Source organism: Streptomyces sp. P3 (assembly GCF_003032475.1).
Classification (GTDB): domain Bacteria; phylum Actinomycetota; class Actinomycetes; order Streptomycetales; family Streptomycetaceae; genus Streptomyces.
This window is the reverse complement of record NZ_CP028369.1, coordinates 4,322,344-4,340,988: the sequence shown is the minus strand read 5'-3', so window position 1 is coordinate 4,340,988 and position 18,645 is coordinate 4,322,344. Positions and strand designations below refer to the sequence as shown.

At 71.6% G+C, this 18,645-nt stretch carries 15 protein-coding genes and 1 pseudogene; 7 read left to right on the top strand and 9 right to left on the bottom strand.

Going from position 1 to position 18,645, the window contains the following annotated elements; translation table 11 throughout:
* Positions 1-41 precede the first annotated feature (41 nt).
* The 4 genes from whiA to uvrC are packed head-to-tail and all read right to left on the bottom strand — an operon-like array spanning position 42 to position 5,330.
* Positions 42-1,031, bottom strand: coding sequence for a DNA-binding protein WhiA (gene whiA / locus C6376_RS19450; protein ID WP_057580302.1), 990 nt, complete (start codon positions 1,029-1,031; stop codon positions 42-44).
* Positions 1,022-2,089 (bottom strand): uridine diphosphate-N-acetylglucosamine-binding protein YvcK, encoded by a 1,068-nt coding sequence (yvcK, locus tag C6376_RS19445; protein ID WP_107444591.1) that lies wholly within the window; start codon positions 2,087-2,089, stop codon positions 1,022-1,024. Before yvcK ends, whiA begins: the two co-directional genes overlap by 10 nt.
* Positions 2,086-3,141 (bottom strand): RNase adapter RapZ, encoded by a 1,056-nt coding sequence (gene rapZ, locus C6376_RS19440; protein ID WP_107444590.1) that lies wholly within the window; start codon positions 3,139-3,141, stop codon positions 2,086-2,088. Before rapZ ends, yvcK begins: the two co-directional genes overlap by 4 nt.
* Positions 3,138-5,330, bottom strand: coding sequence for an excinuclease ABC subunit UvrC (gene uvrC, locus C6376_RS19435; RefSeq protein ID WP_107444589.1), 2,193 nt, complete (start codon positions 5,328-5,330; stop codon positions 3,138-3,140). Before uvrC ends, rapZ begins: the two co-directional genes overlap by 4 nt.
* 332 nt (positions 5,331-5,662) lie before the next feature.
* Here uvrC and C6376_RS19430 point away from each other — a divergent pair, with 332 nt between their 5' ends.
* Positions 5,663-6,631, top strand: coding sequence for a hypothetical protein (locus tag C6376_RS19430; RefSeq protein WP_107444588.1), 969 nt, complete (start codon positions 5,663-5,665; stop codon positions 6,629-6,631).
* Positions 6,632-7,098: 467 nt separating this feature from the next.
* Here C6376_RS19430 and uvrA read toward each other — a convergent pair whose 3' ends face one another.
* Complete coding sequence (gene uvrA, locus C6376_RS19425; RefSeq protein ID WP_107444587.1) at positions 7,099-10,125, bottom strand: excinuclease ABC subunit UvrA; 3,027 nt, start codon at positions 10,123-10,125, stop codon at positions 7,099-7,101.
* Between the two features lie 234 nt (positions 10,126-10,359).
* Here uvrA and C6376_RS19420 point away from each other — a divergent pair, with 234 nt between their 5' ends.
* Entirely contained in the window at positions 10,360-11,046 is a 687-nt protein-coding gene (locus tag C6376_RS19420) for a maleylpyruvate isomerase family mycothiol-dependent enzyme (RefSeq protein WP_107444586.1), read from the top strand.
* Between the two features lie 9 nt (positions 11,047-11,055).
* Positions 11,056-11,709, top strand: coding sequence for an MBL fold metallo-hydrolase (locus C6376_RS19415; protein ID WP_107444585.1), 654 nt, complete (start codon positions 11,056-11,058; stop codon positions 11,707-11,709).
* A 154-nt stretch (positions 11,710-11,863) separates the two neighbouring features.
* On the opposite strand, the gene C6376_RS19410 is transcribed toward C6376_RS19415, so the two are convergent.
* Positions 11,864-12,847: a helix-turn-helix transcriptional regulator gene (locus tag C6376_RS19410; protein WP_107444584.1), complete on the bottom strand. Its 984-nt coding sequence runs from the start codon at positions 12,845-12,847 to the stop codon at positions 11,864-11,866.
* An 88-nt stretch (positions 12,848-12,935) separates the two neighbouring features.
* Here C6376_RS19410 and C6376_RS19405 point away from each other — a divergent pair, with 88 nt between their 5' ends.
* Positions 12,936-14,252 carry an MFS transporter gene (locus C6376_RS19405; RefSeq protein WP_107444583.1) on the top strand — a complete coding sequence of 439 codons (1,317 nt, stop codon included), beginning with the start codon at positions 12,936-12,938 and terminating at the stop codon, positions 14,250-14,252.
* 181 nt (positions 14,253-14,433) lie between these two features.
* Positions 14,434-15,021 carry a DinB family protein gene (locus C6376_RS19400; protein ID WP_107444582.1) on the top strand — a complete coding sequence of 196 codons (588 nt, stop codon included), beginning with the start codon at positions 14,434-14,436 and terminating at the stop codon, positions 15,019-15,021.
* 6 nt (positions 15,022-15,027) lie between these two features.
* On the opposite strand, the gene C6376_RS19395 is transcribed toward C6376_RS19400, so the two are convergent.
* Positions 15,028-15,357, bottom strand: coding sequence for a hypothetical protein (locus C6376_RS19395; protein WP_107444581.1), 330 nt, complete (start codon positions 15,355-15,357; stop codon positions 15,028-15,030).
* Here C6376_RS19395 and C6376_RS45300 point away from each other — a divergent pair.
* Positions 15,344-15,572: pseudogene (locus C6376_RS45300) on the top strand (hypothetical protein); the annotation flags it as partial. The gene C6376_RS19395 and the pseudogene C6376_RS45300 sit on opposite strands and share 14 nt — an antisense overlap.
* A 162-nt stretch (positions 15,573-15,734) precedes the next feature.
* Here C6376_RS45300 and aroQ read toward each other — a convergent pair.
* Positions 15,735-16,208: a type II 3-dehydroquinate dehydratase gene (aroQ, locus tag C6376_RS19385; protein WP_107444580.1), complete on the bottom strand. Its 474-nt coding sequence runs from the start codon at positions 16,206-16,208 to the stop codon at positions 15,735-15,737.
* A 96-nt stretch (positions 16,209-16,304) separates the two neighbouring features.
* On the opposite strand from aroQ, the gene C6376_RS19380 reads away from it, so the two are divergent.
* Positions 16,305-17,351 carry a S66 peptidase family protein gene (locus tag C6376_RS19380; RefSeq protein ID WP_107444579.1) on the top strand — a complete coding sequence of 349 codons (1,047 nt, stop codon included), beginning with the start codon at positions 16,305-16,307 and terminating at the stop codon, positions 17,349-17,351.
* A 168-nt stretch (positions 17,352-17,519) separates the two neighbouring features.
* On the opposite strand, the gene C6376_RS19375 is transcribed toward C6376_RS19380, so the two are convergent.
* Complete coding sequence (locus C6376_RS19375; protein WP_107444578.1) at positions 17,520-18,620, bottom strand: calcium:proton antiporter; 1,101 nt, start codon at positions 18,618-18,620, stop codon at positions 17,520-17,522.
* Positions 18,621-18,645 lie beyond the last annotated feature (25 nt).

The following is an 18,645-nucleotide window of genomic DNA, read 5'->3' as shown; positions in this document are numbered from 1 at the left end:
GTCGCCCGATCGGACGCCCCCACCGGCCTTCTGACGGCCGATCAGCCCACCAGGTTGTCGGCGAGCTCCTCACTCAGGTTGCACTCCGTGCCCGGGATCCCGAGGTCCGAGGCCCGCTTGTCGGCCATCGCCAGCAGCCGGCGGATCCGCCCGGCCACCGCGTCCTTCGTCAGCGGCGGATCGGCGAGCGCGCCGAGCTCCTCCAGGGAGGCCTGTTTGTGGTCCATGCGCAGCCGGCCGGCCGCCGCGAGATGCTCGGGCACCTCGTCGCCGAGGATCTCCAGGGCGCGCTGGACACGGGCTCCGGCGGCCACCGCGGCGCGCGCCGAGCGGCGCAGGTTGGCGTCGTCGAAGTTGGCGAGCCGGTTGGCCGTGGCGCGCACCTCGCGGCGCATCCGGCGCTCCTCCCAGGCCAGCACCGACTCGTGCGCGCCCAGCCGGGTAAGCAGGGCGCCGATCGCGTCGCCGTCGCGGACCACGACCCGGTCGACCCCGCGCACCTCGCGGGCCTTCGCCGCGATGGAGAGCCGTCGGGCCGCGCCGACCAGCGCGAGCGCGGCCTCGGGGCCCGGGCAGGTCACCTCCAGCGACGACGAGCGGCCGGGCTCGGTGAGCGAACCGTGCGCCAGGAAGGCGCCGCGCCAGGCCGCCTCCGCGTCGCAGGTCGCGCCGGAGACCACCTGCGGGGGCAGGCCCCGGATGGGGCGTCCGCGGCCGTCCACGAGCCCCGTCTGCCGGGCGAGCTGGTCACCGCCGGCGACCACCCGCACGACGTAGCGCGAACCGCGGCGCAGACCGCCGGGCGCCATCACGATCAGCTCCGAGCCGTGGCCGAAGATCTCCAGGATGTCCCGCTTGAGCCGGCGGGCCGCCATCGCCGTGTCCAGCTCCGCCTCGATCACGATGCGCCCGCTCACCAGGTGGAGGCCGCCGGCGAACCGCAGGATGGCGGAGACCTCCGCCTTTCTGCAGCAGGTACGGGTGACGGGGAGCCGGGAGATCTCGTCCTTCACCGCTGCCGTCATCGCCATGGGCCGATCCTTCCATGCATCCGAAAAATACGGTCGTACGCGGCGGCCAACAGCTCCGGGTCGTGCCTCGGGGTTCCGTCGGGCCGGGCCACCGGCGCCAGCTCGACCGCGGCTCCGAACCTCTTGGCGGCGTCGGCCAGCGAGTCGCGGTCGGGCACGGCGGCCTCGTCGGCCAGCACCACGTCCAGGGCGAGTTTAGGGGCGTGTCGTCCCAAAACCTCCAAATGACGCTGCGGTGAGAAGCCGTCGGTTTCACCGGGTTGCGGAGCGAGGTTCAGCGAGAGCACCCGGCGCGCCTTCGTCTCCATGAGCGCGTCGAGCAGGTCGGGCACCAGCAGATGCGGCATGACCGAGGAGAACCAGGAGCCCGGCCCCAGCACCACCCAGTCGGCGTCCAGGACCGCTTCGACGGCCTCCGGGACGGCCGGCGGGTCGTGCGGCACCAGGTGCACGGACTGCACCTCGCCCGGTGTCAGCGCCACGGTCGCCTGTCCCCGGACCGTGTCGACGTCGTCGGGCCGCTCGGGATCGTGCCCCTTCACCAACGCCTGGAGCTCCAGCGGCACGGCCGACATGGGCAGCACGCGCCCCTGCGCGCCGAGCAGCCGCCCGACCAGGTCGAGGGCCTGCACGTGGTCGCCGAGCTGCTCCCACAGGGCGACGATCAGCAGGTTGCCCACCGCGTGGCCGTTGATCTCGCCCTGCGACTGGAAGCGGTGCTGGATGACCCGGGCCCAGGTCTGACCCCAGTCGTCGTCGCCGCACAGCGCGGCGAGCGCCTTGCGCAGGTCGCCGGGCGGCAGGACGCCCAGTTCCTCGCGCAGGCGTCCGCTGGAGCCGCCGTCGTCGGCCACCGTGACCACGCCGGTGAGGTCGCCGGTGATCCGGCGCAGTGCGGTGAGCGAGGCGGACAGGCCCATGCCGCCGCCCAGGGCGACCACCTTGGGCTGGGCGCCGCGGCGGCGTGGTTTGCCGCCGCGGGCCTCGGCCGGCCGGCCCGTGCGCCCCTCCGGGGCGACCCTGCGCAGCCGGCCGAGCCGTGGAGAACGTCCCGTCATTCCCGTCCCATGTCCCGGTGCACGACCACCGTCTCCACGCCCTCGGCCGCGAGGCGCGCGGCGAGCTTCTCCGACATGGCCACCGAGCGGTGCTTGCCGCCCGTGCAGCCGACCGCGATGGTCACATAGCGCTTGCCTTCGCGGCGGTAGCCCGCGGCGACCAGCTGCAGGAGCTCCGCGTACCGGTCCAGGAACTCCTTGGCACCCGGCTGGTTGAGGACGTACGCCGAGACCTCCTCGTTGAGCCCGGTGTAGGGGCGCAGCTCCGGGACCCAGTGCGGGTTGGGCAGGAAGCGCATGTCCACGACCAGGTCGGCGTCGACCGGCAGGCCGTACTTGAAGCCGAAGGACATGACGGTCGCCCGCAGCTCGGGCTCCTCCTCGCCGGCGAACTGGGCGTCCATCTTGGCGCGCAGTTCGTGCACGTTGAGGCTGGAGGTGTCGATCACCAGGTCGGCGTCGCCGCGCAGTTCGCGCAGCAGCTCACGCTCGGCGGCGATGCCGTCGACGATGCGGCCGTCCCCCTGCAGGGGGTGCGGGCGCCGCACCCCCTCGAAGCGGCGCACCAGGGCGTCGTCGGAGGACTCGAGGAAGACGATCCGCCGGGTGACGCCCTTCGTCTCGAGGTCGGCGAGCGACTCGCGGAGGTTGTCGAAGAAGCGCCGGCCGCGGACGTCGACGACGACCGCGATCCGCGCCACGTTGCCCTGGGAACGGGCGCCCAGCTCGACCATCGTCGGGATCAGGGCGGGCGGCAGGTTGTCGACGACGAACCAGCCGAGGTCCTCCAGACACTTGGCCGCGGTCGAACGGCCGGCCCCGGACATGCCGGAGATGATCACCAGCTCGGGGATGGCCGCCTCGGGGATCCCGGGCGGCGAGACGTCGGTACTCACCTGTGCTCCGTCTTCATGGCGTGCTTGTGGCTGCGGGCCGTCGGGGACCGCGGGGTGCTGGGCGGGATCCCCGTGTCCCTGCTGGGACGCGGCTGTCGGCACAGTAGTGGGCGACGGTTCCCGCCGGTCCGTGGGGTCTGCGTCGTGCTCGGTCATGTCTCCTGCCCCCGTCGTTCTTCCGGGGCGCCCGCGGTGACGGGGTCTCCGGGGGAATCCGGCGTGGCACCGGGTTCCTCTTCCTCAATGATCTCTCCGGTGGCCGTGTTCACGGCGGGGGCGGGCGGCACCGCCCGGGCGAGGGCCGCGGCGATGGTCTCGGCCGTCTTGCGGCCTATCCCCGGGACCTCGCAGATCTGCTGGATCGTCGCGGCCCGCAGCTTCTTCACCGAGCCGAAGTGCTTGATCAGCGCCTGCTTGCGGGTCTCTCCGAGACCCGGCACCTCGTCGAGCGGCCCGGAGCGGAAGCGCTTGGCCCGCTTGGTGCGCTGGTAGGTGATCGCGAAGCGGTGGGCCTCGTCGCGGACGCGCTGGAGGAGGTAGAGGCCCTCGCTGCTGCGGGGCAGGACGACCGGGTCGTCGTCACCCGGCAGCCAGACCTCCTCCAGACGCTTGGCGAGGCCGCAGACCGCGATGTCGTCGATGCCCAGCTCGTCCAGCGCCCGTCTGGCGGCCGCCACCTGCGGCTGTCCGCCGTCGACGACGACGAGTTGCGGCGGGTAGGCGAAGCGCCTGGGACGACCGTCCTCGTCCTTGAGGCTGCTGGTCAGGGGCGCTTCGGCCGCGTCGGTCAGCAGCTCCCCGGCGTCGTGGGCACGCGTGCCCTGGGTGGCGTGCCCGGGAACGCCGTCCGCGCCGTCGCCGGGAGGCAGCCCTGCCTCGTCGGCGGGAGGCAGCCCTGCCTCCTCGGCGGAGATGCTCTCGCCGTCGGTCCACTCGCCCGTCCGCTCCTTCTCCACGAGGTAGCGGCGGAAGCGGCGGGTGATCACCTCGTGCATGGAGCGGACGTCGTCCTGGCCCTCGAAACCCTTGATCTGGAAGCGGCGGTACTCGCTCTTGCGCTGGAGGCCGTCCTCGAAGACGACCATGGAGGCCACCACGTCGTCGCCCTGGAGGTGGGAGATGTCGTAGCACTCGATCCGCAGCGGGGCGCTGTCCAGGTCGAGCGCCTCGGCGATCTCCTCCAGGGCACGCGAGCGTGTGGTCAGGTCGGAGGCGCGCCTGGTCTTGTGCAGCACGAGCGCCTGCTGCGCGTTGCGCTCGACGGTCTCCATCAGGGCCTTCTTGTCGCCGCGCTGCGGGATGCGCAGGGACACGTTCGACCCGCGGCGCCCGGTGAGCCAGTCCTGGACGGGTTCCACGGGCTCGGGCAGGGCGGGAACCAGGACCTCCTTGGGGACGGAGTCGCCGCGCTCCTCGCCGTACAACTGCTGGAGGGCGTGCTCGACGAGGGCGCCGGTCGTGACGTCCTCGACCTTGTCGGTCACCCAGCCGCGCTGACCGCGCACCCGCCCGCCGCGGACGTGGAAGATCTGGACGGCCGCCTCCAGCTCGTCCTCGGCGACGGCGATCAGGTCGGCGTCGGTCGCGTCCGCGAGCACGACCGCGTTCTTCTCCATGGCCTTCTTCAGGGCCTCGATGTCGTCGCGCAGACGGGCGGCCCGCTCGTACTCCATCTCGTCGGCCGCCTGCGCCATCTGCTTCTCCAGACGGCGCAGGTAGGTGCCGGTGCGGCCGGTCATGAAGTCGCAGAACTCGTCGGCCAGTTCCCGGTGGTCGTCGGCGCCGATGCGGTCCACACAGGGCGCGGAGCACTTGCCGATGTAGCCGAGCAGACAGGGCCTGCCGGTGCGCGACGCGTTCTTGAAGACGCCGGCGGAGCAGGTGCGCACGGGGAAGACGCGCAGCAGCAGGTCGACCGTGTCCCGGATCGCCCACGCGTGCGCGTACGGCCCGAAGTACCTGACGCCCTTCTTCTTCTGGCCGCGCATCACCTGCACGCGCGGGTACTCCTCGTTCATCGTGACCGCGAGGTACGGGTAGCTCTTGTCGTCGCGGTACTTGACGTTGAACCGGGGGTCGTACTCCTTGATCCAGGAGTACTCCAGCTGCAGCGCCTCGACCTCCGTGGACACCACCGTCCACTCCACCGACGCGGCCGTGGTGACCATCGAGCGGGTGCGCGGGTGCAGGCCCGCCAGATCCTGGAAGTAGTTCGCCAGGCGCTGGCGCAGGCTCTTCGCCTTCCCGACGTAGATCACCCGGCGGTGCTCGTCGCGGAACCGGTACACCCCGGGAGAGTCCGGGATCTGTCCCGGCTTGGGGCGGTAGCTGGAGGGATCGGCCATGTCTCACACCCTACTGGCGCGGGGTGACACTCCGGTGGGGCTGTGGACAACGGCCGGGGCGGCCTTCCGGGCCCCGTGCGGGCACGGGCACGGGACGGGCGGGGCCGGGGCGCGACAGAGGTGGGGCCGAGGGCGTCGACTCGGCCACACGCACATGCCACTCGGGCATCAGGTGTTGTCGGGACTTGGTCAACACGCTTCAATGCGGGGGAACTCGGGACCTGAACGCCGCCTTTCGGATGTGAAGACGCTCCGCGTGGCCGGCCAGGCCCCGGCCCTTCGCACGAACGGTCCGACCAACCGTCGTGAGCATTCACAGAAAGGCCCCTTGCATGCCGCACGCCCCACAGCACGCGGACACCGCCGGCCAGGCCCCCGCCGCGGAACTGGACACGGCCCTGCAGGGCGGCCCCTTCCACGTGGCGCTGCGTGCCGCGATCGCCGCCCGCGGACTGCCGCTGCAACGCGTCCAGCATCATCTGTCGCGGTACGGGGTCCGGGTGGGCGTCACCAGCCTGAGCTACTGGCAGCAGGGCGCCCGGCGGCCGCAGCGCCCCGAGTCGCTGCGCGCCGTGCGCGCGCTGGAGGAGATCCTGCAACTACCGGACGAGTCCCTCATCCGGCTGCTCGCGGAGTCCGACGACGCACACGGGAGCGCGTCGGCGAGGGCGTCCGCGGGCCGCTCCTACCGTTCGCTGCTCCAGGCCTCCGGGGCTCTCGAACAACTGCTCGGCGAACTGGAGTGCTCCGTGGACGGGGGTCTGCACACGCTCGGCCATCACGAGCGGGTGCGCATCGGGGCGCGCCGGGAGCTGTCCGGCCGGGAGTCGCAGCACATCGTGCGCGCCCATCGCGACGGCGTCGACCGCTTCGTCGCCGTCCATCACGGTGACCCGGGCTGCGCGCCGGAGCGGATGACCGTGCATGCCCTGGAGAACTGCCGGGCCGGCCGCGTCCGCCGTCATCACGACGCCGGCGTGCTCGTGGCGGAGTTCCTGTTCGACACCCGGCTGCGGGCCGGCGACACGTTCCTCTTCCGCTACGGCGTCGAGGACGGCACCGCCGGCGTGTGTCGCGAGTACGTGCGCGGCTTCGGGACGGCCGGCGGCCAGTACGCCCTCCAGATCCGCTTCACGGAGAACACGCTTCCGGTGCACTGCCACCGCTTCACCCAGCACTCGGCGGCGGCTCCGCGCGGCGGCCTCCAGGAACTGGCGCTCAGCGGCCGGCACCGCTCGGTGCACCTCGTGGAGCCGCGGGTTCGGTCGGGCATGGTGGGCATCGGCTGGGACTGGGCCTGACCGGGCGCGCGCCGATGGGACGGGGACCTACCGGGCGCGCGCCGACTCGGCGCCGGGTGAGCGGGGCGACATCGTGGACACCATCGGTGTCGTGGACGCCGTCGCCACCGGGGACACCGCGCACGCGGCCCTGCCGCACGGCTCTCCCGGCGCGCGACGCCCCGTCTCCGGGAGCGCGTGACCGCCGCCGCGCCGGGCGGCGACGGCGGGGCGGCCGGCGCGGTGCGCGGCCCACGGCGGCGGTCGCTCGCTCCCGGGCCGGCGCGGAAACCGCCGCGCGCCGCCGAGCCGGGTGCCGAGCCGGGCGACGCGATGGGCGGAACCCTTCCCGGGCCGCGCCTGCGGGCGCTCACGGCGAGAACGCGACGGCGCCCCGCGGGGATCAGTAGAACCCAAGAGCCCCGCGGGGCGCCGTCCTTTCGCCGTTGCGCGTGGCAGGCCGGGCCCACGCGCACGGAGTGCCCGCGTCAGGCCTTGCGGGCCCGCGTCGTCTTCTTCGCGGGCGTCGCCTTCGTCGCGGCGGGCTTGGACGCGGCGGACTCCGCCGTGGTCTTCGCGGCGGTGGCCGTCTTCCGCGTCGTCGCACGGGAGGCGACCGTCTTCTTCGCCGCGGTCTTGCGCGGGGCCTTGACCGGGGCCCCGTCGCTGATCCGGTCGGCGTCGAGGATCTCGCGCAGGAACTTCCCGGTGTGGCTGGTCGGCACCGCCGCGACCTCCTCCGGCGTGCCCTCGGCGATGACGAGTCCGCCGCCCGCGCCGCCCTCCGGGCCCATGTCGACGACCCAGTCGGCGGTCTTGATCACATCGAGGTTGTGCTCGATGACGATGACGGTGTTGCCCTTCTCGACCAGACCCGACAGGACCTTCAGGAGCTTGCTGATGTCCTCGAAGTGCAGGCCGGTGGTCGGCTCGTCCAGGACGTAGACCGTGCGGCCGGTGGAGCGCTTCTGCAGCTCGCTGGCGAGCTTCACACGCTGGGCCTCACCGCCCGACAGGGTGGTCGCGGCCTGACCGAGCCGGACGTAGCCGAGGCCGACGTCCTTGAGGGTGTTGAGGTGGCGGGCGATCGCGGGGACGGCCTCGAAGAACTCCGTCGCCTCCTCGATCGGCATGTTCAGGACCTCGGCGATGGACCTGCCCTTGTAGTGGACCTCCAGGGTCTCCCGGTTGTACCGGGCGCCGTGGCAGACCTCGCACGGGACGTAGACGTCCGGGAGGAAGTTCATCTCGATCTTGATCGTGCCGTCGCCGGCGCAGTTCTCGCAGCGGCCGCCCTTGACGTTGAAGGAGAAGCGGCCGGGCAGGTAACCCCGGACCTTCGCCTCGGTCGTCTCCGCGAAGAGCTTGCGGACGTGGTCGAAGACGCCCGTGTAGGTGGCCGGGTTGGAACGCGGGGTGCGGCCGATGGGCGACTGGTCGACGTGCACCACCTTGTCGACGAGGTCGTCGCCCTCCACGCGCGTGTGCCGTCCCGGGACGCTCCTCGCGCCGTTCAGCTCGCGGGCCAGGTGCGTGTACAGAATGTCGTTGACCAGCGTGGACTTGCCGGAGCCGGAGACACCGGTGACCGCGGTGAACAGGCCCAGCGGGAAGGACACGTCGATGTCCTGCAGGTTGTTCTCACGGGCGCCGTGGACGGTGAGCCGGCGCGAGGGGTCCTGCGGGCGCCGGACGTCGGGCAGCGGGATCGCCTTCTTGCCGGACAGGTACTGCCCCGTCTGCGACTCGGCGTTGGCGAGCAGCTCCTTCAGGGAGCCGCTGTGCACGACCTTGCCGCCGTGCTCGCCGGCGCCGGGGCCGATGTCGACGATCCAGTCGGCGACCTTGATGGTGTCCTCGTCGTGCTCGACGACGATGAGCGTGTTGCCCATGTCCCGCAGCCGGACCAGGGTCTCGATCAGCCGGTGGTTGTCGCGCTGGTGCAGACCGATGGACGGCTCGTCGAGGACGTACAGGACGCCGACGAGGCCGGAGCCGATCTGGGTGGCCAGCCGGATGCGCTGGGCCTCGCCGCCGGAGAGCGTGCCGGCCGCGCGGTTGAGCGAGAGGTAGTCCAGGCCCACGTCGACCAGGAACCGCAGCCGCTCGTTGACCTCCTTGAGGACCCGCTCGGCGATCTTCTTGTCGCGGGCGTCGAGCTTCAGCTCGCCCAGGAACTCGGCGCAGTCGCTGATGGACATGCCGGAGACCTCGGCGATCGACTTGTCCATGACCGTGACCGCGAGGACGAGCGGCTTCAGCCGGGTGCCCTGGCAGGTGGGGCAGGGCACCTCGCGCATGTAGCCCTCGAAGCGCTCCCGGCTGGCGTCGCTCTCGGCCTCGCCGTGCCGGCGCTTGACGAACGGGACGGCCCCTTCGAAGGGCGTGGTGTACACCCGCTCCCGGCCGTACCGGTTGCGGTAGCGGACCTCGATCTGCGTCTTGTGGCCGTGCAGCAGGGCCTTCCTGGCCCGCTGGGGCAGGCCCGCGAAGGGGATGTCGGTGCGGAAGCCGAGCGCGTCGGCGAGGGCTCCGATCAGCCGGCCGAAGTAGTCCTTCGTGTGACCGTGCGACCAGGGGTGGATGGCGCCCTCGTCGAGGGACTTGTCCTCGTCCGGGACGATCAGTTCGGCGTCGACCTCCATGCGCGTGCCGATGCCGGAGCACTCGGGGCAGGCGCCGAAGGGCGAGTTGAACGAGAAGGAGCGCGGCTCGAGCTCCTCGAAGGACAGATCGTCGTACGGGCAGTACAGGTGCTCCGAGTACATGCGCTCGCGCTCGGGGTCGTCCGCGGCGAGGTCGACGAAGTCGAGCACCACCATCCCGCCGGAGAGCCCGAGGGCGGTCTCCACGGAGTCGGTGAGCCGGCGCTTGGCGGTGTCCTTCACCGTGAGGCGGTCGATGACCACCTCGATGGTGTGCTTCTCCTGCTTCTTCAGCGTGGGCGGGCTGGACAGCTGGACCGTCTCGCCGTCCACCCGCGCGCGGCTGTAGCCCTTGGTCTGGAGATCGGCGAAGAGGTCGACGAACTCGCCCTTGCGCTCGCGCACCAGCGGCGAGAGCACCTGGAAGCGGCTGCCCTCCGGCAGCTCCAGCACCTTGTCGACGATGGCCTGCGGCGACTGGCGGGTGATCGGCCGGGCGCACTCGGGACAGTGCGGCTTGCCGATGCGCGCGAAGAGCAGCCGCAGGTAGTCGTAGACCTCGGTGATCGTGCCCACCGTGGAGCGCGGGTTGCGCGAGGTCGACTTCTGGTCGATCGAGACGGCCGGGGAGAGGCCCTCGATGAAGTCGACGTCCGGCTTGTCCATCTGCCCGAGGAACTGGCGGGCGTAGGACGAGAGGGACTCGACGTAGCGCCGCTGGCCCTCGGCGAAGATGGTGTCGAAGGCCAGCGAGGACTTGCCCGACCCCGACAGGCCCGTGAAGACGATGAGCGAGTCGCGTGGCAGGTCGAGCGAGACATTCTTGAGGTTGTGCTCGCGCGCGCCACGGACGATGAGACGGTCGGCCACGCCGGTCCGCACCTTTCTTGAGAGAAGTGACAGGGGCGGGGCCCCCGTCTTCCTCAGACTAGGGCGAGCCACTGACAACGCCGGTCGGGATTCAGCCGGGGTTCACCGGTTCACAACAATCCCCGGCCTTCCAGCATGCCTGACGCCGCCACCGACCTTATAGCACGTGCATTCGAATAGCGGGCTCGGGCGACCACCTTCACCCGAACGAGTGGCGAGGCTAAGGTCAGCACCATGATTGATCACGCTCATGACCTGGAGTCCGTACGCACCGCGACCGAACGGCTGCTCAACGCGGTCGCCGGCCGGGACGACGCGTCGGTCGCCGAGCCGTCGCGGCTGCCCGGCTGGAGCCGCGGCCATGTCCTCGCCCACCTCGCCCGCAACGCGGACGCCCTGGTGAACGTCCTCGAGGGCCGTCCCATGTACGCCGACGCACAGGTACGCGACGCCGACATCGAGCGGGACGCCCCGCGGCCCCTTCAGGTCCAGCTCGCGGACGTCCGGGAGAGCGCGGCCCGCTTGCAGGCGGCCGGAGCCGCGCCCGCGGACTGGTCGCGCACGGTGGAGCTGCGCAACGGCATCGTCGACGCGGCGGCCCGCGTGCCGTTCCGGCGGTGGGCGGAAGTCGAGCTGCATGCCGTGGACCTCGGCATCGGCTACGAGCTCGAGGACCTGCCGGCGGAGTTCACCGAGCGGGAGACCGAGTTCCTCGCCGAGCGGTTCACCGGGCATCCCGACGTGCCGCCGACGCGCCTCACGGACGGCACGCGCGCGTGGCGCACGGGCCGCAAGGCCGACGAGCCCGAGGTGACCGTCACCGGCACCCCGGCGGACCTCCTCGGCTGGCTCGCCGGACGCCGTGACGGCGCCGGGCTGACGGTCGACGGCGGGCCGCTCCCGGCCCTTCCCCCGCTATAGGCTGCCGCCATGACGTACAGCGGACAGGTGACGGTCGGCGGCCCGGCCGACGTGCACGAGCTCAAGGACCTGATGATCACCAAGATCGCGGTCGGCCCGATGAACAACAACGCCTATCTGCTGCGCTGCCGGGCCACCGACGAGCAACTGCTGATCGACGCGGCGAACGACGCGCAGGCACTGCTCGGCACCATCGGTGACGACGGCATCGCGTCCGTCGTCACCACCCATCAGCACGGCGACCACTGGCAGGCGCTCGCCGAGGTCGTGGCGGCCACGCGGGCGCGCACCTTCGCCGGCCGCGAGGACGCCGACGGCATCCCGGTGCCGACCGACGTCCCGGTCGTCGACGGGGACGTCATCCGGGTGGGGAACGTGGAGTTGACGGCACGCCATCTGGTCGGGCACACGCCGGGCTCGATCGCCCTGGTCTACGACGACCCGCACGGCCACCCCCACGTCTTCACCGGCGACTGCCTGTTCCCGGGCGGCCCCGGGAGGACAACGCGCCCCGAGGACTTCCAGTCCCTGATGTCGGGAATCGAGACCAAGATTTTCGACGTGCTCCCGGACGAGACGTGGGTCTATCCCGGCCACGGCAACGATACGACGCTCGGCGCGGAGCGCCCGCACCTTCCGGAGTGGCGCGCACGGGGCTGGTAGAGCGAGGTCCACGCCCCCTTGAGGCCCCGGAGGCAGCGGTGCCGCTGTGCACGCCCCGCAGCTCCACCAGCTGCTTCCGGCAAGGCGCTCCCCCGCACCGAGATCTCGCGCCGATCTCGCGGCGCCCGTTGCGTACGGACACGGCCCCGGAGCCTCAGCCCGAACCGGCGACCAGCGCCTCGCCGAGCGGGGTACGCCGGTAGAGCACCGACCGTCCGGACCGGGCGCGGACGAGCAGCCCCGCGTCTCGCAGGATGGCGAGGTGATCTCCGACCGCGCCCGGTGCCATGGCCAGGCTTCGGGCGAGGTGGCTGGTACTGGCCGGGGCGTCCAGCGCCACCAGCAGCCGGGCTCGGGCCCGGCCGACCAGAGCGGTCAGCGCGTCCGGCCTGGGGACGGTCGCCTGTTCGCCCCACAGGGCGGCGGTACCGCGGGCAGGATAGACCAAGGTCCTGGGCCAGGGGTCTTCCAGGTGGGCGGCGATGTTCTCGACGAAGACCGAAGGGATCAGCAGTAGCCCGTCGCCGGCGAGGCGGACCGTTCCGACTTGAGGGAAGTGGCCGACCTCGATGCCGCCGGCTTGCCAGGCGATGCTCGGGTGCAGGCTCTCGATGGTCGTGGCCCATCCGTGTTCGCCGATCACACCCACCCGGTGCACGACATCGCGCTCACAGATCGCGCGCAGTTGCGGCCAGTCCGCGGCGAGCAGCTCCTGCCACGCCTGGTCCATCGCCTCGGCGATCCTGGAGACGGCGTCCGTGGAGTCCAGCACTGCGCGTACCCGGGGATCACGGGCGGCCGGGCCGGTGGCGTTGGCGGCGATTTCTTGGCGGGCCGCTTCCAGCGGTGTGGCCCGGATCATGGCCAGGTCGTCTGCCCAGGTCTGGTTGAGGCCGCGTGGAGGCGGGGCGACGAAGTTCGGTCCGCCCCCGCGCGTGGTGTGCAGGGCGAGGGCGGCGTTCAGTTCGGTCTCGCGGCGAAGGCGCTCAAAGGCCGGCATGAGTCGGGTGGCCCATGCTCGCGGCAGCGGCCGGTCGTGGTCGGCGAGCGAGCGCAGCAGCAGGCAGAGGTCCAGCGCCGGCGACAGTGCGAACCGGCTGCGCAGCAGGTCCTCGACGGAGACTTCGAAGCGCAGCACTCTGCCATGCTACTGCGGGATGCTGTTCCGATTCGTCCAGCGACGAATCATTGGTGAGTGGCGTCGGCGCACGTCGAGGCTGGGCGCCATGACCCCAACCGCCGAACCCGCGCAGGGCAATTACCGCGCCACCTACCGGGAGGTGCTGGCCGAGCCTCGCTTCCGGCTGCTCTTCTCGACCCGCGCCGTCGCGATCACTGCGGACGCGCTGCGGATCACCACGTTCTCGGTGCTGGTCTTCTCGGCCACCGGCTCCCCGCTGCTGAGCGCAGTGGCTTTCGGCATCGGCTTCGTCCCGCAGCTGTTCGGCTCGCTGCTGCTGGGCTCGCTGGCCGACCGGCTGCCGCCCCGCGCGCTCATCACCGGCGGCTACGCCTTGACGTGCGCCAGCGCCCTGCTGCTCGCCCTGGTGCGGATGCCGATCGCGGCAAGCCTCGGTGTCGTGGCGCTGGTCTCCCTCGCCACACCGGTGTTTCACGGCGCGTCGAGTCGGCTGGTCGCCCAGTCGCTGGAGGGCGACGCCTATGTACTGGGCCGTTCACTGAACAACATCGCATCCTCCGGCGCGCAATTGTCCGGTCTGGCGCTGGGAGGTGCGGTCGTCGCGGTGCTCGGCCCGCACCGGGCGCTCGTGGTGAGCGCCGCCCTGTACCTCGGCTGCGCGCTCGCCGTCCGCATCCGGCTGCCCCGGCTGGAGCCGGGAGAGTTCGGCGGCACACCGGGCAGCGCTCGGGGCGACGGCGGGGCCGTCCGGGCAAGCCTGCACGGCGCCGTCCTGCTGCTGCGCGGACAGAGGGTACGACGACTGATGCTGGCTCAGTGGCTTCCGCCCGCCTTCGTCACGGGCGCGGAAGGTCTGATCGTCGCCTACGCGGGAGGACGCCACTTCGCGCCCGGCTGGTACGCGGTGCTGATGGGCTGTCCGCCGGTCGGCATGCTCGTCGGTGACCTGGTGGTGGGTCGACTGCTACGGCCACCCACCCGGGAGCGACTGGTAGTCCCGTTGATCGCGCTGACGGGACTGCCGCTGCTCGGCTTCGCCACCGAACCCGGAGTGGGCGTCTCGTCCTGTCTGCTGCTGCTCTGCGGCTTCGGATTGCCCTACGGCCTCGGCCTGCAACGGCCGTTCCTGGACGCCCTGCCGCAGGACGGCCGGGGCCAGGCGTTCGGTCTGCTCGGCTCCGCCGGCATGACGCTGCAGGGCGTCGGGCCGGCCTGCTTCGGCTCGATGGCCGCGGGCCTCGGAACAGGCGGCGCGATCGCCCTGGCAGGGGGCGCGGCGGTGCTTACCGCCGGCTGGATCCTCACCTGGCGCCCGCCCACCTCCCCGGTCCCCGTCCCGGACCGCTCAACGGGATCAGAGAACGGCACCGAACAGCATGCGCGCAGCTGTCCTGTGCGGTGACCGTCGCAGGCCGGTCGGCCGCGAGCCGTCCCGCACCCCGCCCCCCACCCCACGTCTCCCTGACAGCCAGTCGTTCCCGGCGGCTCATGGCGTCAGGAGTCCTACGCCTCGGCTCTGCCCGCGTTGCGGACCAGGTACGGGATCTCGAGACCCCGAACAACCCATGGAAGGTTCATGCCACATGATCGATGAATTCGCGAAGGCCAACCTGCACGGGAGACTGCGGCGGGACCGCGAGGCGCTGCTCTGGAAACTCGACGGCTTGTCCGAGTACGACGCCCGCAGACCTCTGACGGCGACCGGGACCAACCTCCTCGGCCTGGTCAAACACGTGGCCACCGTCGAGGCGAGGTACTTCGGCGAGGTCTTCGACCGCCCTTCCCCTGAAACGCTGTCCCGGTGGCAGGACTCCGACGGCAGCGACCAGTGGGCGACCGAGGACGAGACTCGCGCTCAGATCATCGGGTTCTACCGGCGCACGTGGGAACACTCGGACGCGACGATCACCGCGCTTCCCCTCGACGCCCCAGGCCACGTGCCGTGGTGGCCGGAACCTCATCCCAACACGAACCTGTTCGCCATCATGGTCCATGTCCTCGGCGAGTCCGTCCGGCATGCCGGGCACGCCGACATCCTGCGGGAGGGCCTCGACGGCCGGACCGGGTTGCGCGCCGAACACGAGAAGCAAATCGACGAGGAAGCCCGCGCAGCCCACTGCGCGAAGATCGAGCAGGCCGCCCGATCGGCCGCATCGATCAAGGCCTGGTAGGACATCTCAGGCGGCCTGACAGCGGCTCCCCTGCCGGTACTCGCGATTTTCGAGCATCCGGCCACCTGATATGCCCGCGTCACCCGAAGGGGGTGTCGAGTCCGCGCCTTCGTCGCCCTCGTCCCGCTCGATCGCGTCCACGTAGCTCAGCGGGCGCAGGGCGGCGGCGGTCGGGGTCGAGGCGGTGAAGCTGTAGCGGCCGAGCGGGGCGTCGACCATCAGCCGCTCGCGTGCGGGGCACTCCTCACCCGAATGGGCGGAAACGTCGTTCTCGACGTACTCGCCGCCGGCCTCCCAGCCGTTCTCCTCGGAGCCGTAAGGGCCGGAGACCTTCACGCGTCTGATCCACGACGTCGAGGAGGACGAAGATTTTCGACGTGTGTCCGGACGAGACCTGGGTCTGTCTGGTCCATGCGGGACACGGCGACGACATGACGCGGGACGCCGAGCGGCCGCACCTGCCGCACCTGCCGCACCTGCCGCAGTGGCACGCGCGGGTGGTGACCTCTCACCGCACGGGGCGCGCGCCTTTGAACGCGCGCCCCGTGTGAATCGCGTGCACGCGCCGACGCTCCACGCGCGCTCCCCCTCATACGTGGTTGCGCGGTCAACTGATTGCAGCCCCGCGCGGGATGACGGCTCCGGCGCGGATGGGCCGCCGGTCCACGTTCCCCGCCCTCGACCGGCGGCCCGGGCGAACCCCCGCCCCGTCCCTACGCGTCGGCCTTGCCCGGTCCCGCGAGCGCCGCGACCCGCTCCACGCCGAACACGTACCCCTGCACCCCGCAGCCCGCGATGACCCCGTCGGCGCGCAACGAAACGTAGGAGTGGTGCCGGAACGACTCGCGCCGGTGGATGTTGGAGATGTGGACCTCCAGCACGGGCAGGCCGTCGCAGGTGTTGAGCGCGTCGAGGATCGCGACGGACGTGTGCGAGTAGGCGCCGGGGTTGATCACGATGCCGCAGTGGTTCAGCCGCGCCTCGTGGATCCAGTCGACCAGCTCGCCCTCGTGGTTGGACTGGCGGAAGTCCACCGTGCCGCCGTGCCCGGCCGCCGCCAGGACACACATCGCCTCGACGTCGGCCAGGGTGTCGCTACCGTAGATCTCCGGCTGCCGCTGCCCCAGCAGGTTCAGATTGGGGCCGTTGAGAATCATGATCGGTGCGTTGGCCAGGCTGCGGGGCACGGTTCCTCCGGTCCTTCGGGGCAGCCGTCCGAGGCCGCCGCTCGACCCCGGTTTATCACGGTGCGGGAGCCGGACGGGAAGCCCTACGCTCCGCGCATGGCCACCCCTGTGTATCCGCCCAAACCCTCGCCCGGAGACCGCATAGCCGTCCTCTCGCCCTCGGCCGGCCTGCCCGCGCTCTACCCCCGTCCCTTCGAACTGGGTCTCACCCGGCTGCGCGAGGACTTCGGCCTGGAACCGGTCGAGTACCCGACCACGCGCACGATGGAGGCGACGCCGCAAGCGCGCGCCGACGACATCCACGCCGCCTTCGCCGACCCGGACATCACCGCGGTGATGGCGTCGATCGGCGGCGACGACCAGATCACCGTGCTGCCCTTCCTGGACCGGGAGTTGATCCGCGCCCACCCCAAGCCGTTCTTCGGGATGAGCGACAACACCAACCTGCTGGCGTTCCTGTACAACTGCGGTGTCGTCGGCTACCACGGCACGAGCGTGATGGTCGAGCTGGGCCGACCGGGAGCCATGCATCCACAGACCGTCGACTCGCTGCGGGCCGCGCTGTTCACCTCCGGCCCCTACGAGCTGCGCCCCGCCGAGCGCTGGAACAACGTCAACGGCGACTGGGCCGATCCGGCGACCTTCGCGGCCGAGCCGGAGACCCCGAAGGAGGGCGGCTGGACCTGGCGGGGCCCCGACCGCGTGGTGGAGGGCCGCAGTTGGGGCGGAGAACTGGAGACCCTCTCCTGCCTGCTGATGGCCGACCGCGAGGTCTCCCCCGATCCGTCGACGTACGACGGCGGCGTGCTGATCCTCGAGACCTCGGAGGAGCTTCCGAGCGCCACGGCCGTCTTCCGGATCCTGCGCGCCATGGGCGAGCGCGGCCTGCTGCGGCGTTTTCCCGCACTGCTCATGGGCCGTGCCAGGACGTGGTCCTTCGAGCACCCCAACTCCCCGGAGGCGGCCGCCCGGTACGCCGCCGAGCAGCGCGCGGCGGTGGAGCACGTGCTGGCCGCCTACGCCCCCGACACGTCGGCCGTCTTCGACGTCGACTTCGGCCACACGGACCCCCAGCTGGTCCTCCCGTACGGCGGCACGGTACGCGTGGACGGTCCGGCCCGGCGCATTACGGTCACCTACTGACAGTGAGGATGTGACTGGTGGTTCTGCTGATGAGCCCGCCTCGGGGTCACGGACGGACCGTCGGGAGAACGCCCCCGCCGAGCCCCCGACGTCGTACGCGATCCGCCTCGGGCGGGCAGCGGGGGCGGGCCCCGGCGGCGACCTGCGGCAGTGGGCGGAGGGCCGCCGCTACGGATTGATCGCCAGTTCCAGGTAGGCGGCGAAGAGCACCAGATGGACGCCGCCCTGCAGCGGGGTGGCCCGTCCCGGGACCACCGTCAGCGAGCTGACCACGATGGTGAGCGCCAGCAGCACCATGTGGGTGGCGCCGAGGCCGAGGACGAGGGGGCCCGAGAGCCAGATCGAGGCCAGGGCGACCGCGGGGATGGTCAGGCCGATGCTCGCCATCGCGGAGCCGAGCGCCAGGTTGAGGCTGGTCTGCACCCGGTCGCGGCGTGCGGAGCGCAGCGCGGCGATGGTCTCGGGGAGCAGCACGAGCAGTGCGATGACCACGCCGACGACCGCGTGATGAAGTCCGGCCGCGTCCACCCCGGCCTCGATCGTGGGCGAGACCCCTTTGGCGAGTCCCACCACGCCGATCAGGGCGAGACCGAGCATCCCGAGGCTGATCAGGGCGGTCCGGGAGGTGGGGACGCCTGCGTGGTCGTCCGCGGTGATCACGTCTCCCTGACGGGTGACCGGCAGGAAGTAGTCGCGGTGCCGTACGGTCTGCGTCGCCACGAAGAGGCCGTAGAGGATCAGTGAGGAGACGGCGGCGAACGTGAGCTGGACACCGGAGAACTCCGGGCCCGGCTTGCTGGTGGTGAAGGTCGGCAGGACGAGGCTCAGCGTGGCCAGTGTGGCGACGGTCGCCAGGGCGGCTCCCGTGCCCTCCGGGTTGAAGACCGCCGTGCCGTGACGCAGGGACGCCACCAGCAGGCAGAGGCCGACGATGCCGTTGCAGGTGATCATCACGGCCGCGAAGACCGTGTCCCTGGCCAGCGTCGAGCTCTTGTCGCCGCCGTCGGCCATCAGGGTGACGATCAGTGCCACCTCGATGATCGTCACCGCGACGGCGAGGACGAGCGAGCCGAACGGCTCACCCACCCGATGGGCGACGACCTCCGCGTGGTGCACGGCGGCCAGGACCGCTCCGGCGAGGACCATCGTCAGCAGCGCGACCAGCGGGCCCGGCAGGTCGCGCCCCCAGGTCAGGACCAGCAGCACGACCGCCAGCGCCGGCACGAGGACCGTCCACCGGGTCGTGACCGACCTGAGCCGAGCGATCATGCTGTGATCGTCGCAGAGCCGTGCG

Coding starts and splice junctions, on each gene's coding strand:
- whiA (WP_057580302.1), bottom strand. CDS start 1,031: ATGGCGATGACGGCAGCGGTGAAGGACGAGATCTCCCGGCTCCCCGTC.
- yvcK (WP_107444591.1), bottom strand. CDS start 2,089: ATGACGGGACGTTCTCCACGGCTCGGCCGGCTGCGCAGGGTCGCCCCG.
- rapZ (WP_107444590.1), bottom strand. CDS start 3,141: ATGACCGAGCACGACGCAGACCCCACGGACCGGCGGGAACCGTCGCCC.
- uvrC (WP_107444589.1), bottom strand. CDS start 5,330: ATGGCCGATCCCTCCAGCTACCGCCCCAAGCCGGGACAGATCCCGGAC.
- C6376_RS19430 (WP_107444588.1), top strand. CDS start 5,663: ATGCCGCACGCCCCACAGCACGCGGACACCGCCGGCCAGGCCCCCGCC.
- C6376_RS19420 (WP_107444586.1), top strand. CDS start 10,360: ATGATTGATCACGCTCATGACCTGGAGTCCGTACGCACCGCGACCGAA.
- C6376_RS19415 (WP_107444585.1), top strand. CDS start 11,056: ATGACGTACAGCGGACAGGTGACGGTCGGCGGCCCGGCCGACGTGCAC.
- C6376_RS19405 (WP_107444583.1), top strand. CDS start 12,936: ATGACCCCAACCGCCGAACCCGCGCAGGGCAATTACCGCGCCACCTAC.
- C6376_RS19400 (WP_107444582.1), top strand. CDS start 14,434: ATGATCGATGAATTCGCGAAGGCCAACCTGCACGGGAGACTGCGGCGG.
- C6376_RS19380 (WP_107444579.1), top strand. CDS start 16,305: ATGGCCACCCCTGTGTATCCGCCCAAACCCTCGCCCGGAGACCGCATA.
- C6376_RS19375 (WP_107444578.1), bottom strand. CDS start 18,620: ATGATCGCTCGGCTCAGGTCGGTCACGACCCGGTGGACGGTCCTCGTG.